The organism is Novosphingobium olei, from assembly GCF_037076535.1.
In the GTDB taxonomy this organism is placed as follows: domain Bacteria; phylum Pseudomonadota; class Alphaproteobacteria; order Sphingomonadales; family Sphingomonadaceae; genus Novosphingobium; species Novosphingobium olei.
Genome location: NZ_AP029021.1, coordinates 3,425,343 through 3,439,577 on the forward strand (window position 1 = coordinate 3,425,343; position 14,235 = coordinate 3,439,577).

Consider the following 14,235-nt stretch of genomic DNA (forward strand, 5'->3'; position numbering starts at 1 on the left):
GCTTTCCCGGGGAGGTTGAGGGAACGGGTGAAAACTCAGGCCTTTTCGTAACCTTGCGGCGCGATCGGGTTGCCGCCGAAGCGATCACGCAGTTCGCGCTTGAGCACCTTGCCGATCGGGCTGCGCGGCAGTTCGTCGACCACTTCTATGGCGGAAATGCGCTGCGTCTTGCCGAGCTTGCGGTTGGCTTCGGCCAGGATGGCGGCGGGATCGGCGGTCTTGTCGGCCAGCACCACCACGGCGAGCGGAGTTTCGCCCCAGGCATCGCTGGGCACGCCGACGACGGCGGCTTCGCGCACCTCCGGCTGGCGGGTAAGTTCACTTTCGAGGTCGGAGGGGTAGATGTTGAACCCGCCCGAGATGATCATGTCCTTGGCGCGGTCCATCAGGATGAGGAAGCCGTCCTCGTCGAACTTGCCGACGTCGCCGTGGCGGATGTAGCGCCGACCTTCGCTGTCATACCATTCGACCTCGCGGGTCTTGTCGTCCTTGCCGTGGTAGCCGTTCATCATGATGGGCGAATGGCCGACGATTTCGCCCACTTCGCCTTGGGGCAGTTCGTTGCCGTCCTCGTCGATGATCTTCATGATGTGGCCGGGGCTCGGCTGGCCGACGGTGTGCAGCTTGTCCGGGTGGGCGTGGGCGACGAGGATCGAGGTCGCGCCGCCTTCGGTCATGCCGTAGCCATCAGTCAGGCCGCCGGGCCAGCGCTTCAGCACATCGGCCTTGAGCCAGGCGGGAAACGGCGCGCTGGTGGAGGACTTGAGCTTGTAGGACGACAGGTCGAAGCGGTCGAAATCGGGCACTTCCATGATCCGGCGGTACTGCACCGGCACCAGCATGGCGTGGGTGACGCGTTCGCGTTCGGACAGGACGAGGAAGCCGCGCGCGTCAAACTTCTTCATCAGCACGACCTTGCCCCCGGCGGTGAGCGTCGGCAGGAAGCCGACCAGCGTGGTGTTCGAATAGAGCGGCGTGGAACAGATCACGCAGGTATCGTCGTCGTAGCCGCCGAGGATCGTGCGCCGGGCGTATTCGTGGCGCATCTTGTGGCTTTGCACGATGCCCTTGGGCGCGCCGGTGGTGCCCGAGGAATAGATGATGTTGAAGGGATCTTGCGGTTCGGGCAGGCGCTCTTCCGGCTTCGCGCCTTCCTCCGCCATCCATTGCGCAAAGGGCACGCCGTGGGCGCCGCCATCGAGCGCGATGCGCTTGACGCCTGCCGGGAAATCCAGCCCTTCGAGCCGCGCGGCGATGTCCGCATCTAGTAACAGCACGCGGCTGCCGCTGTCGACCAGCATGGCGAGGATCGTCTCGGCCGTGGCGGTGGAGGTGAGCGGGGCGGCGACCGCGCCGGCGCGGATCGCGCCGAGGAAGGCCATGGCGGTGGGGACCGCGTTCATCGCGGCGATGGCCACCGGCTCGTCCTTTTCCACCCCTTCGCGCTGCAGGGCGGCGGCGACGCGGTCGATCGTGGCGTCGAGATCGCGCCAGCTGACCTGGGTCTGTTCGTCAGCGAGTGCGATCGCCCCTCCCCTGCGCGCGGCGTGCGCGCGCAGGATCGTGGTCAGCGGCATGAATTCGGCTTCCGCGATTTCCTCGATGGTCACCGCCATGGCGCTTCTCCCGTCTTTAATTGAAGGTTTCCCCGGCCGCCGCCTTCTTCGCGAGCAGCGGGGCGACCGGCAGGCCGTGCTTTTCGAGGCCATCGACCACGGTCTTCAGGCCGATATGGTCGGCCCAGAACATCGGGCCGCCGGTCCACGCGGGCCAGCCGTAGCCGTTGAGCCAGACGGTATCGATGTCGCTGGCGCGCTGCGAGATGCCTTCCTCAAGGATCAGCGCGCCTTCGCTGATCATCGGGTAGAGCAGGCGTTCGCGGATCTCTTGCCTGTCGATGGACCGCTGCGGCTTGCCTTCCTTGGCGGCGAAATCGGCGATGATCGCCTTTACCTCATCCGAAGGGGTGCGCTGGCGGTTGTCGTCGTAGTCGTAGAAGCCCTTCTTCGTCTTCTGGCCCCAGCGGCCCACAGCGCAGAGCGCATCGCGCAAGCTTTCGATGCGGTTGGGATCGCGGTGCCAGCCGATGTCGACGCCGGCGAGGTCGGCCATCTGCCACGGGCCCATCGGGAAGCCGAATTCGAGCAGCGCTTCGTCCACGTCCCAGTAGTTCGCGCCTTCCATGATCAGCGCATGGGCCTGCGCCTGGCGGGGCGAGAGCATGCGGTTGCCGATGAAGCCATGGCACACGCCCGAGACGACCGGCACCTTGCCGATCTTCACCGACAGCGCCATCACCGTGGCGAGCTGCGCCTTGCCGGTAGCCTTGCCGCGGACGACTTCGAGCAGCTTCATCACGTTGGCGGGCGAGAAGAAGTGCATGCCGAGCACCGATTCCGGGCGACCGGTGGCCGAGGCAATCTCGTCGATGTCGAGATAGCTGGTGTTGCTGGCGAGGATGGCGCCGGGCTTGGCGATCTTGTCGATCCGGCCGAAGACCTCCTTCTTGACGTCCATGTTCTCGTAGACCGCCTCGATGATGAGATCGGCCTGCGCCAGTGCATCGAAATCGAGCGTGGGGTTGAGGCGACCCATCGCCGCCTCGGCAAGAGCGGCGTCCATCTTGCCGCGCTTGACGGTGTTTTCGTAGTTCGTACGCATCGTCGCGACGCCGCGGTCGAGCGCTTCCTGCGTCATTTCGACGATCGTCACCGGGATGCCGGCGGTGAGGAAGTTCATGGTGATGCCGCCGCCCATCGTGCCGGCGCCGATCACGCCGACGCGTTCGATCGGCAGCAGCTGGGTATCGGCGGGAATGTCGTCGATCGTGGCCGCGAGCGTGCGGGCGGCGTCGATGTGCTCCTTGGCACCGGGAATGGGGTCGGACATCGGATATTGGCTCCTGTTAGCTGAGGGCTGCTTTCGGAGGGGAGGACGAATGGCGGGTCAGGCGCGGCTGTCGGTCAGCGCGGCATAGATCAGCGTCTTCAACTGGCGGCGGATGGGGTAGGCCGACGAAGGCATCAGCTGGGTCATGAACACCATGTGCAGCTTTTCCACCGGATCGACGAAGAACGCGGTCGAGAAGATGCCGCCCCAGAAGAATTCGCCGGCCGAGCCCGGCACCAGCGCGCGGGTGGGGTCGATGGTGACGCCAAAGCCCAGGCCGAAGCCGGTCCCGGCGTTGTTCGCCTCGCTGAACAAGGAGCTGGACATCTGCGTGAGATCGGCGCCGCCGGGAAGGAAGTTGCTGGCCATCAGCGCCAGCGTCTTGGGGCTGACGAGACGGACCCCGTCAACCCCGCCGCCACCCACCAGCGCGCTGGCGAAGCGGTGATAATCGGCCACCGTGGAGAGCAGGCCGCCGCCGCCGCTTTCGAACTGCGGGGCGCGGACGAGGTTGCTGGTCTCGGCCTTGTCGATCAGGTGCGGCGCGCCGCCGGGCACATAGGCCCAGGCATCGGCAAGGCGGTGTAGCTTTTGGGGCGGGCAGGAGAAGCCGGTATCGACCATGCCCAGCGGATCGAAGATGCGCGCCTTGAAGAACTGCCCCAGGCTCATCCCCGAAAGCCGCGCGACGATGACGCCGCAGACGTCGGTGGAAACCGAATAGTTCCAGCCTTCCCCCGGCGCGAATTCCAGCGGCAGCTTGGCCAGTTCGGCGATGAAGTGATCGTTGCCGGCAAGGCTGGCATGGCCATCGAGCCGCGCCTTGCGGTAGGCGGCATCGACGTTGGTGCGGTTCTGGATGCCGTAGGTGAGGCCCGACATGTGGGTGAGCAAATCGACGATGCGCATGCCGTGCGCGGGGCGCCCCGGCATGAACGGCGCATCGCCGCCGCCGCCGGCATAGACCGCAAGCCCGGCGAATTCGGGCAAGACCTTGGTCACCGGATCTTCCAGCGCGATGGCGCCTTCTTCGACGAGCATCATCAGCGCGATCGAGGTCAACGGCTTGGTCATCGAGGCGATGCGGTAGATCGTGTCTTCGGCAACCGGCGTGCCATCGTCGCGCATTGCGCCGAGCGTGGCGCGATAGGCGGCCTGCCCATCGCGCGCGACGAGGACGTCGACGCCTTTGAGCTTGCCCTTCGACACATAGCGTTCGTCAAGCAGCGCCGCGATCCGCGCGAGGCGGGCGGCATCGAGGCCAAGGGCGGCTGGATCGGCAAGCTGGACGGTCATGCTGTCATTATCCTCTCCGGCCTTCGCGGGCCATTCAGCCGAATATCGCCACCGATTGCAGGCCGTGCATCACCTGCACGCCGTCGGTGTTCCACAGGCGCAGCGTCTCGCTGGAAAAGCCTGCCGCCATCGCGTTCGAGCTGGTTTCGAGCAGCCACCAGCCGTCGTCGGTTTCGGGCTTGTCGGTCAGCAGGGTCAGCGACCAGTTGATCGACGACAGCGGCCCCATGCGTTCCTGCGCGGTCATCGCGCCGGGCGGCAGGGTATCGCCGATGCCGATCAGCTCGCCCACCGGATCGAGTCCGGCGCGATCCTTCAGCCGCACCCAGCGGCGGATCGTGCCGACCGGCACTTCGCCCTTGGGCGCGGCGTGGCGCAGTTCCATGCGATGGGTGAAGAAGGCGGGATCCGGGTGCGACCTGGCCGGTACCGCCTGATCGTGGGGCACGAAGCTTTCGAGGCGGCGCTGCGGCACGCCGCCGTTATCGGGCCGGGCGCTGCCGAAGATCCAAAGCGCGCGTTGCAGCAGTTCGCCGCTTGCGCTGATCTCGGTTTCGACCTGGGCTACGCTCTTGCCGGCGCGCAGCACGCGGGCGGCGATTTCCACGTCCTCTCCCACCGGCGCGACGAAGCCGATCTGCGCCGCGCGCAAGGGCGGCAGGTCGGGAAAGGCGGCGCGTGCGGCGGTAAACGCGACGAACGAGGACGCGCCGCCGTACATCGTGCGGCCCTGCATCCAGCCGGCCGCGCCGTGCAGCACGAAGCGATCGCCCTGGCGTTCGATGGCAGCGGCGAGTTCGCCCAGCGAACGTGCGGTCTGGGTCATTCCGCGTGCTCCGGCAGCACCGGGCGCGGAAGGTTCGTCAGCATTTGCAGTCACTCTCCCATGGGGCATCGCATGCCCGTCTGGGACGCAGGAAAGAGCCGACCGGGCGCCGCGGTCAACCGAAAAAAGCACGCGTCCCTGCGGTTTTCGCGCCTTCCCCTACGGCATGGCGGACGTGGCGTGCGGGCCTTGCGACGAGGTGCGGGCGCGCGCTCGCGGCGCTCAGCCAGGTTCGGCGGGGACGTCGAGCGAAACGACCTCGCTCGCCAGCCGTTCGACTTCGTCCACGCGGTGGCTGACGAGCACCATCGGCAGGGCGAGCTGGTCGCGGATGCGCTCGATCACCACCATGATCTCTTCCCGCCGCGCGGCATCGAGCGAGGACAGCGGTTCATCGAGCAGGAGCAGGCGCGGCCCGCGCAGCAGCGCCCGACCGATGGCGACGCGCTGCGCCTCGCCCCCGGACAGCGTGCGCGGGCGGCGATCGAGCAGCGCGCCGATGCCGAGGAAGGCGCAGGCTTCGTCCAGCGACAGGAGCTGCGCGGCAGGATCGGCAAGGCGCTGACCATAGAGCAGGTTGTCGCGCACGGTGCGGTGGGGAAACAGGCGCAAGTCCTGAAAGACGACGCCGCAGTGGCGCTTTTCCGGCGCAAGGTCGATGCCGCGCGCGGCGTCGAACAGCACCTGGCCCCCCAGCGCGATGCGGCCGCGCGCGGGGCGGACCAGCCCGGCGATGGCATCGAGCACGCTGGTCTTGCCCGCGCCCGACGGGCCGAACAGCGTGGTGATCCCGGCGGTGGCGGCAAAGCGCGTCTCGATCAGCCGGTCGCCGCGCCGGACGGCGATATCGACGCTGAGCGCTGGGTCAGGCGACATGGCGCAGTCCCGTGCGGCGCGCGAGCGCTTCGGACGCGATCAGCGCGGCGAGCGAGAGCGCAACCGAGATCGCGGCGAGGCGGGCAACCTGCACATCGCCGCCCGGCAATTGCAGCGCCGAATAGATCGCCAGCGGCAGCGTCTGCGTTTCGCCCGGAATGTTCGAGACGAACGTGATCGTCGCGCCGAATTCGCCCAGCGACCGGGCAAGGCCGAGCACCGTCGCCGCGATCATGCCCGGCAGGGTGAGCGGCAGCGTGACCGTGGCGAAGGCGCGCCACGGCCCCGCGCCGAGCGTGCGCGCGGCGGATTCGAGCCGGGGATCGACTGCTTCCAGCGACAGGCGGATGGCGCGGACCATCAGCGGCAGCGCCATGACCGCGGCGGCCAGCGCCGCGCCCGTCCAGCGGAACATCACGCTGGTGCCGAACACGGCTTCCAGCGCGCGGCCGAACGGACCGGAAGCGCCGAAGCCCAGCAGCAGCAGCCAGCCCATCACCACCGGGGGCAGGACCAGCGGCAGGTGGACCACCGCATCGAGCACGATCCGCCCCGGAAACCGGGTGCGCGCCAGCACCCAGGCGAGTGAGAAGGCGACGGGCAGCGTCGCAGCAACGGCGACGACGCCCACCTTGAGCGAGAGCGCGACGATCGCCCAGTCGGCGGGGGACAGCAGCGCCATCGTGGCGGAGGCCGTCAGCGCGTACCGAAGCCGAAGCGGCGGAAGATCGCCTTGCCTTCGCCCGACAGCAGGAAGCGACGGAAGGGTTCGGCATCGGCGCTGCGCGCCTGGCGCAGGCGGGCGACGGGGTAGACGATCGGCGCGTGGCTCGAGGCGGGGAACGTGCCAACCACGCGCACGCATGGTTCGGCACGGGCATCGGTTGCGTAGACGATCCCGAGCGGCACTTCGCCGCGCGCGATCAGCGCCAGCGCGGCGCGGACGCTTTCGGCGCGCGCGACCTTGCCCGCCACCTGCGGCCAGACGCCAAGCCGGGTGAGCGCCTGCTTGCCGTAGATGCCGGCGGGGACGGCGTCCGGGTCGCCCATCGCCAAGCGCCCGTTGCCGAGCGCGCGGGCAAGCGGGAAGCCCGGGCGGATGGCGAGCGCGATCCGGCTGTTCGCCGGGGCCACGAGCACGAGCTGGTTGGTCAGCAGCGGCGCGCGGGTGCGGGCGGCAAGGAAGCCGGCGACGGCGACATGGTCCATCCACTGTTCGTCAGCCGAGACGAAGATATCGGCGGGTGCGCCGGCTTCGGCCTGCCGGGCCAGCGCGGAGGAGGCGGCGAAGGAGAGGACCGGGCGTTCGTGGCCCTTGGCCGTCCAGCGATCTGCGGCGGCGGTCATCGCTTCCTGCAGGCTGGCGGCCGCGAGCACAACCGGCGCGCGGGCCAGCACGGGCCCCGCGCCGAGCGCTGCCAGCAGGACGAGGAAAAGGGCGATCGCGCGCGACAGTCTAGCCATATACGGACGGATATAGCTTGATACCGCCGGGCGCAATCGCCCTGTCTGCCCTGTTAGGCGGTGGAGATCAGAGACCTTCGGTCAGGATCACGCGGTAGTCCGACGAAGCCTTCCGCAGCTTGGCGACTTCCTGGTAGGCATCGCCGAAGTACCAGGCCTTGGCTTCGTCCATCGTGTCGAACTTGACCATGACCACGCCTTCGGCCGGTTCGCCTTCGGGGGTTTCGCAGGGGTTGTAGACGACCAGCGGTTCAACCTTGTGGCCGGCCATCGTTCCGCCGGCCTTCTGGCCGTATTCGGCGAACGTGGCGGGGTCGCTGATCGAGTTGCGGATGAAGATCGCGTAAGCTGCCATGGTTCTCTCTCCTTTTTTAACCGATTAGCTAAAGAGCGATAGGCAAGCCAAGGGGGCTTGGCAATCCGCCGCGGACGAGGCAACCTGTCAAATGATAGGTTTGTGAGAGGATGCGCGGAGCAAGGCCGGCAAACGGCCGTTCCGCTCGGAAGGAACGCCCCATGCCGTTGTTGCGCCAGGTACCCCGCAGCGAGATCACCGACGAGGTGATTCTCGGTTACATGCAGCATCTGTTCGGGGACCGCGACCCCACCGTGGAGCCCGGCACGGCGACCGGCACGCCGGGCGACTGGTGGAGCGTCTTCGCGCTTTCGCCCGACATCTTCCGCCACGCGGTGAGCGGCTTTGCGCTCTACCGCAGCCCCGAGCGGCGCATCGACCCGATCCTGCGCGAGCTGGGCCAGACGCGCGCCGGCTGGGTGAAGGGCAGCCAGTTCGTGTTCTCGCAGCACTGCAAGAGCCTGCGCGGGCTTGGCTGTAGCGAGGAGAAGATCGCCGCGGTGCCGCACTGGGCCGTGGCCGATTGCTACAACGAGCAGGAACGCGCCGTGCTCGCGTATGCCGACTGCCTGTGCCAGGCCAATGGCCGCACGCCCAAGGCGGTGATCGACAAGCTCAAGACCTTCTGGGACGACCAGCAGATCTTCGAATTCACCTACATCACCTGCCTTTACGACATGCACGCCGTGATCACCCGCGCGCTGCGAATGGAATTCGACGATCGCGAGGAGCCGATCGTGGAAGTGGCCGCACCCGAAGGGTTCGACGCGGCAGACTTCCTTGGCGGGCGGCGCAAGCAGCAGCAGGAGAGCGAGGCATGAGCGGGAACACGGTGTTCGATATCCGCGGGGTCAACCACCTCGCGCTGGTCTGTCGCGACATGGCCAAGACGGTGGAATTCTACCGCGACGTGCTGGGCATGCCGCTGACCAAGACGATCGACCTGCCCGGCGGCATGGGCCAGCACTTCTTCTTCGACATCGGCAACGGCGATTCCATCGCCTTCTTCTGGTTTCCCGATGCGCCGCCCGCAGCGCCGGGCATCGCCGCGCCATCGGGCCTGCCCGCGATGGGCGACATGAAGAGCGCGCACGGATCGATGAACCACATCGCCTTCAACGTGCCCGCCGAAAAGTTCGACGAATACGTCGCGCGCCTGCACGAACGCGGGGTGCAGACATCGATGGTGCTGAACCACGACGATTCCGAATGGCAGGTCGCCCCGCAGATGCAGGACGGGGTGTTCGTGCGCTCGGTCTACTTCTTCGATCCCGATGGCGTCTGCCTGGAATTCGCGGCGTGGACCGCGCAACTGGGCGGCGATGCCCACGTGCGGCACGATCCGATGCGTGCCGACGGCACCAAGGCGGTGGGCATGATCGTGAAGGACGCGCTGCTACAATAGCGACGGATCGACGACGCGCCCTTCGCGCGCCGAGATCTGCGCCGCCTCGATCACGGCGTGGACCGCGAGCAGTTCGTCGATGCTGTTGGGCGGCGGCCCTTCGCCGCGCAGCGCTTGCGCCAGCGCGGCATAGAAGTGCTGCTGGCAGCCGCGCGGCGCGGGCAGCTGCGTTTCCGCTCCCGTGCCGTCGATCAGCTGCAGCGGATCGGGATCGATGCCCCAATCCGCGTCGCCCGGCCGCAACCCGGCGACCGACTGGCTTTCTTGCGGATCGAGGCTGCGCTTGATCAGCGTGCCTTGCGTGCCATGGATGATGAAGCGGGGCGAGCCGCCCGCCACGCACATCCCGGCGTGGAGAACCACGCGCCGATCGGGGTAGCGCAGCACGACATGCGCCCAATCATCGGCGGACGCGGCGCCGGTGCCATCGCGCAGGGCGGCGATATCGGCGCTGACGCCCAGCGGCATGCCGAACAGCGCAAGCGCCTGATCGACAAGGTGCGGGCCGAGATCGAACCAGACCCCTGCCCCCGGCCCCGCCTGTTCGCGCCAGCGATCGCGCACTTGCGGACGGAAGCGATCGAAGTGCGATTCGAAATGGACCACGCGGCCGATCCGCCCCGCTTCGATTCCCTGACGCACGGCAAGGAAATCGCTGTCCCAGCGGCGGTTGTGGAACGCGACGAGAAGCCGCTCCTGTTTCTGCGCGAGCCTTGCCAGGCCGCGCGCTTCGTCCAGCGACAGCGTCAGCGGCTTTTCCGCCACGACGTGCTTGCCCGCGCGCAGCGCCTGCGCGGCAAGCGCGGCGTGGGTATCGCTGGGCGTGGCGATGACGACCACGGCGATGGCGGGGTCAGCAAGAACGGCGGCGATGTCGCCGCGCCGTGCCGCCCCCGCCGGGATGACCGCGTCGGGCTGGCGGGCGACGACGGCGGCAAGGTGCAGCGACGGCGTCGCGGCGATGTAGGGGGCGTGAAACACGCGCGTCGCCATGCCGTTGCCGACGATCGCGACGTTGATGGGTGGAGTCTGCATGGGCCAGCCTTGTCCTATTGCGGATCGGCCACTGCCACGAAGCTGCGCTGGAAGCGAGTGACGCGAATCCTGGGAACCGGGAAACCGCGCTGGCGGATACGGGCGAGGATTTGCGGCGCCGACCATTCCTGCGGCCGGGTCCATTCGGCCCAGAACAGCGTGGGACAGCCCTTGGCGAGCCGGCGCGAGGCATCGTCTTCGAGCGCGAAGTGATAGCGGGCGGCCATCATGCGATAGGCGAAGGGAACGACCGCGCGGTTGTCATCGGGCGCCAGGTCCCGCACCTCGCGGTTCCACAGCGGATCGGTGTGGACAAGGCTGGCGGGACACGCCGCGACCAGCTGCCCGACCAGCGCCGCGCTCGGGCCCCAGTCGCTGTTCTGGCGCTTGGTGCTGGCCGCGTGCCAGGCGCTGGCCGCCGAAACCAGCGCGGCAAGGACGAGGACCGCCAGCGCTGGCTGCTGGCCAATGCGACGCAGCGCCTGCTCGCTGCCCAAGGCAAGGATCATCGCCATGACGGGCACCAGGCCGACAAGGTAGCGCTCGTAGATGAACGGGCGCCAGGCGTGAATTGCCAGGATGATCCCGATCGCCAGCATCCAGCCGATGCCGAGGAAGATCGCGGTTTCGAGCTGCGCATCCGCCGCTCGCCGGCGCATGAAGCCCACCGCCGCCGCAGCGAAGCCGCCCAAAGCGGCAACCAGTAGCACCGGGTTCGCCTGCGCCACCTCGACAACGAGCAGTTCGAGCGTCCAGCGCGCCACGTTCCAGCCTGCGGGCAGCCAGAACGCGGTGGTATTGGCCAGCCAGTGCTGCGCCTGCACCGCGGACACGGCCACGAACAGCAGTCCGCCGACCAGCGAGGGCAGCGCAAGGCGCCAGAAGCGCGCCAAGTCCCGCCGGACAAGATAGCGCAGCAGGAACGGGATCTGGATGGCGGAGGCGACGATCGTGGTGGTGATGTGGGTGTTGAGCGCCACGATCGCCACGCACCACAGCACCGCGCTGTCCCGCCGGCGCCAGCGCGACGCATCGGCGTGGAACGCCGCGAGCGCGAAGACCAGCAAGGCAATCGCGCTGACCGAGAGGAAGTAGGAGCGGTAATCGGCCGCGATCCGCACGACCACCCCCTGCGCGGCGAGCGAGATGGCCAGCAGCGCGGCCAGCCGGTGCAGTCCGGCGCGCGGGCGGGCAAGCACGAGCCCGCCGCCCAGCGCGGCCACGAACGGCACCAGATTGACCAGTCGCCTGTGCTCGATCGTGTCGCCGATCCACCAGAAGGCCCGCGCCAGCGCGTAATAGAGCGGCGGGTGATTATCGGTCAGCCAGTGATCGACCAGCGCTTCGCGCCAGGGGATGACCGGCCGCGCCACGTATGTCGTGAAGAATTCGTCGAACCAGGGGCCAAAGCCGTAGATCGTGGAAAGAATCGCCGCGACGAAGGCTGCCAGGGCAAATGCCGCAGCCGCTGTGACGACCAGCCCGTAAAGGCGCGCACGCTCCACTTTCACCCCCGCGCCCGAACCACCGCGCGGCAAACGTCACGCACCGCACGCGAGGGCCAGACTAGTAGGAGAAAGCCCCGCGCGCCAGCCGGATCAAGGGAAGAGCCAAGGCACAATGGTGGCGGAGACGGAGGGATTCGAACCCTCGGTACCGGATTTACCAGTACGACGGTTTAGCAAACCGTTGGTTTCAGCCACTCACCCACGTCTCCGGATCGCAGCGGCGAGGGCGCGCTATAGCGAGCGATTCCGGGGGCGGCAAGGCTGGTGCGGAAAAACTTCGCATCCGGCGTTTCCGCCCGCTTCGCGCGCGTCCGGGCGCAATTTCGACTCGGCTCATCGCCCGTTCATTGTGCGCGGGCAAGCATCGACAGCAGTGCTTTGGACTGGCTACCTTCGCGCGCAGGGCGTCGCTTGGGGGCGGACGACGGGATGGGACAAGCGAACATGAAACTGCACCGCACACTTCTGCTCGCGCTGGCCGGGCTCGCGCTCGTTCCCGGTGTCGGCGCGCAGGCACAAGTCCAGACGATCGATCCCAACCAGGCGATCGATTCGGATCTCAACCCGCGCGCGACAACGCCAGCTCCCACTCCGGCCGCCCGTATCGACCAGGCATCGCCCGTCGGGTCGGAGGCGCCCAAGCCGCTGCCCCCGCTCGCCGATCCGAATGCGCCGCTGCCATCGAGCACGGTGCCGCCCCCGGCGCAGATGACCAATATGGCCCCGCCGCCGCCCGCCGGATCGCAAGGCGCGCCTGCGGGCACGTACAAGGAAGACGACCTGATCGGCGCGGCCGAAGGCGTGTTCGGCAAGGGCGCGCGCGGTCTTGCGCTGATGATCAAGGACATCCTGAAGAAGCAGGGCGAACCGATCGGCTATATCACCGGTCGCGAAGCCGGTGGCGCGGTGGTCGTGGGCGTGCGCTATGGCTCGGGCACGCTGCACCACAAGATCGAGGGCGAACTTCCGGTGTATTGGACCGGGCCTTCGGTCGGCTTCGACCTGGGCGCGAACGCAGCCAACACGTTCGTGCTGGTGTACAACCTGCATGACACCGCCGAGCTGTTCCATCGCTATGGCGCGGGCGAAGGCCAGGCTTACCTCGTCGGCGGTTTCAACGTCAGTTACCTGCGCAGCCACGACGTGGTGCTGATCCCGGTGCGGATGGGCGCGGGCCTGCGCCTTGGCGTGAATGCCGGCTACATGAAGTTCAGCCGCACGCAGAAGTGGATGCCGTTCTGATCCGGCATCGCAGGACGGTAACGCAGCCGTAAAACCGGGACCCGCGCCAAATCAGGGGTTGCGGCGCGGGGCCTGCGGCGGCATGGCGCCCGCGAATTTTTCGCAATCCGGACAGGAGGGTCCGCCCATGCTCGAAAACCTTGCCGCCCAGCCCGCAGACGCGCTGCTTGCCCTGATCAAGCTCTACAACGCCGATCCGCGCGCCGACAAGATCGACCTGGGCGTGGGCGTCTATCGCACCGCCGAGGGCGCGACGCCGGTGTTCAAGGCGATCAAGGCGGCCGAGCAGAAGCTGCTCGCCGACCAGGATTCGAAGGCCTACCTCGGCCCCGAGGGCGACATGGGCTTCGTTCACGCGCTGATCCCCTATGTCTTCGGGCAGGACTTCGACCGTTCACGCGTCGAAGGCATGCAGTCGCCGGGCGGCACCGGCGCGGTGCGCCTTGCCATCGAAGTCGCCAAGCGTTCGGGCATCAAGCGGATCCTGATGGGCACGCCTTCTTGGCCGAACCATGCGCAGATCGTCGCGGCGGTCGGGCTTGAACTGGTGACGTTCAAGCACACCACCGTCGATGGCCTTGCCGATCTCGACGCGCTGCAGGCCGCGCTCGCGGCAGCCCAGCCGGGCGATGCCGTGCTGCTGCACGGCTGCTGCCACAACCCGACCGGGGTCGATTACACCGAGGCGCAGTGGGACGCGATCGCCGCGACGCTGTCCGACGGCAAGGTCCTGCCGATCATCGACCTTGCCTATCAGGGGCTGGGCGATGGCATGGAGGCCGATGCCTATGGCCTGCGCAAGGTGCTGGGCGCGGTGTCCGAAGCACTGGTCGCCTATTCGTGCGACAAGAACTTCGGTCTTTATCGCGACCGTGTCGGTGCGTTCTATGCCGTGACGTCGGATGCGACGGCGCTTGCCAACGCGATGGCCAATGGCGCCACCGTGGCGCGCGCTTCGTGGTCGATGCCGCCCGATCACGGCGCGGCTGCCGTCCGGCTGATCCTTTCGGACGCGGAGCTGACCAAGCTGTGGCTGGGCGAGCTCGACGAGATGCGCGACCGCATGGCGTGGGTGCGCGAACGCCTTGCCGCCGCGCAGCAGGTCGGCAGCGTGAACATGGCGCCGCTCGGCATCCAGAAGGGCCTGTTCTCGATGCTGCCGCTTTCGGGCGAGCAGATCCTGGCGCTGCGCGAAAAGCACGGCATCTACATGGCGGGTTCGGGCCGTATCAACGCGGCCGGCCTGACCACCGGCAACATCGACAAGTTCATCGCCGCGCTGGGCGACGTCGCGGGCTGATCACCAGCGACGCCTGCAAACAAGAAGGGCGGGCGCCGC

At 67.8% G+C, this 14,235-nt stretch carries 13 protein-coding genes, 1 tRNA gene and 1 pseudogene; 4 read left to right on the forward strand and 11 right to left on the reverse strand.

The features are described 5' to 3' along the window. Nucleotides 1–35: 35 nt before the first annotated feature. The 8 genes and pseudogenes from AACH40_RS16140 to AACH40_RS16175 all read right to left on the reverse strand — a co-directional run bounded on the left by AACH40_RS16140 (nt 36) and on the right by AACH40_RS16175 (nt 7,706). Entirely contained in the window at nt 36–1,610 is a 1,575-nt protein-coding gene (locus tag AACH40_RS16140; protein ID WP_338646131.1) for a class I adenylate-forming enzyme family protein, read from the reverse strand. Between the two features lie 22 nt (nt 1,611–1,632). Beyond that, nucleotides 1,633–2,868, reverse strand: a pseudogene (locus tag AACH40_RS16145) (3-hydroxyacyl-CoA dehydrogenase NAD-binding domain-containing protein); the annotation flags it as partial. A gap of 78 nt (nt 2,869–2,946) precedes the next feature. Next, the gene (locus tag AACH40_RS16150; RefSeq protein ID WP_338643273.1) at nt 2,947–4,185 is read right to left on the reverse strand and encodes a serine hydrolase domain-containing protein; all 1,239 of its coding nucleotides are present in this window, start codon (nt 4,183–4,185) and stop codon (nt 2,947–2,949) included. Between the two features lie 34 nt (nt 4,186–4,219). Next, the gene (locus AACH40_RS16155; protein WP_338643274.1) at nt 4,220–5,011 is read right to left on the reverse strand and encodes a thioesterase family protein; all 792 of its coding nucleotides are present in this window, start codon (nt 5,009–5,011) and stop codon (nt 4,220–4,222) included. 222 nt (nt 5,012–5,233) lie between these two features. Further along, nucleotides 5,234–5,887 (reverse strand): ATP-binding cassette domain-containing protein, encoded by a 654-nt coding sequence (locus AACH40_RS16160; protein ID WP_338643275.1) that lies wholly within the window; start codon nt 5,885–5,887, stop codon nt 5,234–5,236. Beyond that, nucleotides 5,877–6,569, reverse strand: coding sequence for a molybdate ABC transporter permease subunit (gene modB / locus AACH40_RS16165; protein WP_338643276.1), 693 nt, complete (start codon nt 6,567–6,569; stop codon nt 5,877–5,879). Before modB ends, AACH40_RS16160 begins: the two co-directional genes overlap by 11 nt. Before the next feature lie 14 nt (nt 6,570–6,583). Then, nucleotides 6,584–7,351 (reverse strand): molybdate ABC transporter substrate-binding protein, encoded by a 768-nt coding sequence (gene modA / locus AACH40_RS16170; RefSeq protein WP_338643277.1) that lies wholly within the window; start codon nt 7,349–7,351, stop codon nt 6,584–6,586. Between the two features lie 67 nt (nt 7,352–7,418). Then, a complete protein-coding gene (locus tag AACH40_RS16175) occupies nt 7,419–7,706 on the reverse strand; it encodes a DUF1330 domain-containing protein (protein WP_338643278.1) in 288 nt (95 codons plus the stop codon). 161 nt (nt 7,707–7,867) lie between these two features. Here AACH40_RS16175 and AACH40_RS16180 point away from each other — a divergent pair, with 161 nt between their 5' ends. After that, a complete protein-coding gene (locus AACH40_RS16180; RefSeq protein WP_169495055.1) occupies nt 7,868–8,527 on the forward strand; it encodes a carboxymuconolactone decarboxylase family protein in 660 nt (219 codons plus the stop codon). Next, complete coding sequence (locus tag AACH40_RS16185) at nt 8,524–9,111, forward strand: VOC family protein (RefSeq protein ID WP_169495054.1); 588 nt, start codon at nt 8,524–8,526, stop codon at nt 9,109–9,111. Before AACH40_RS16180 ends, AACH40_RS16185 begins: the two co-directional genes overlap by 4 nt. On the opposite strand, the gene AACH40_RS16190 is transcribed toward AACH40_RS16185, so the two are convergent. From AACH40_RS16190 to AACH40_RS16200, 3 genes are all read right to left on the reverse strand, one after another. Continuing rightward, entirely contained in the window at nt 9,103–10,146 is a 1,044-nt protein-coding gene (locus tag AACH40_RS16190; protein ID WP_338643279.1) for an oxidoreductase, read from the reverse strand. The two genes, AACH40_RS16185 and AACH40_RS16190, sit on opposite strands and share 9 nt — an antisense overlap. 14 nt (nt 10,147–10,160) lie before the next feature. After that, nucleotides 10,161–11,651 (reverse strand): hypothetical protein, encoded by a 1,491-nt coding sequence (locus tag AACH40_RS16195; protein ID WP_338643280.1) that lies wholly within the window; start codon nt 11,649–11,651, stop codon nt 10,161–10,163. 119 nt (nt 11,652–11,770) lie between these two features. After that, a tRNA-Ser gene (locus tag AACH40_RS16200) sits at nt 11,771–11,863 on the reverse strand. Nucleotides 11,864–12,098: 235 nt separating this feature from the next. On the opposite strand from AACH40_RS16200, the gene AACH40_RS16205 reads away from it, so the two are divergent. Beyond that, the gene (locus AACH40_RS16205; RefSeq protein ID WP_338643281.1) at nt 12,099–12,896 is read left to right on the forward strand and encodes a DUF1134 domain-containing protein; all 798 of its coding nucleotides are present in this window, start codon (nt 12,099–12,101) and stop codon (nt 12,894–12,896) included. Between the two features lie 127 nt (nt 12,897–13,023). Beyond that, complete coding sequence (locus AACH40_RS16210; protein ID WP_338643282.1) at nt 13,024–14,196, forward strand: aromatic amino acid transaminase; 1,173 nt, start codon at nt 13,024–13,026, stop codon at nt 14,194–14,196. Nucleotides 14,197–14,235 lie beyond the last annotated feature (39 nt).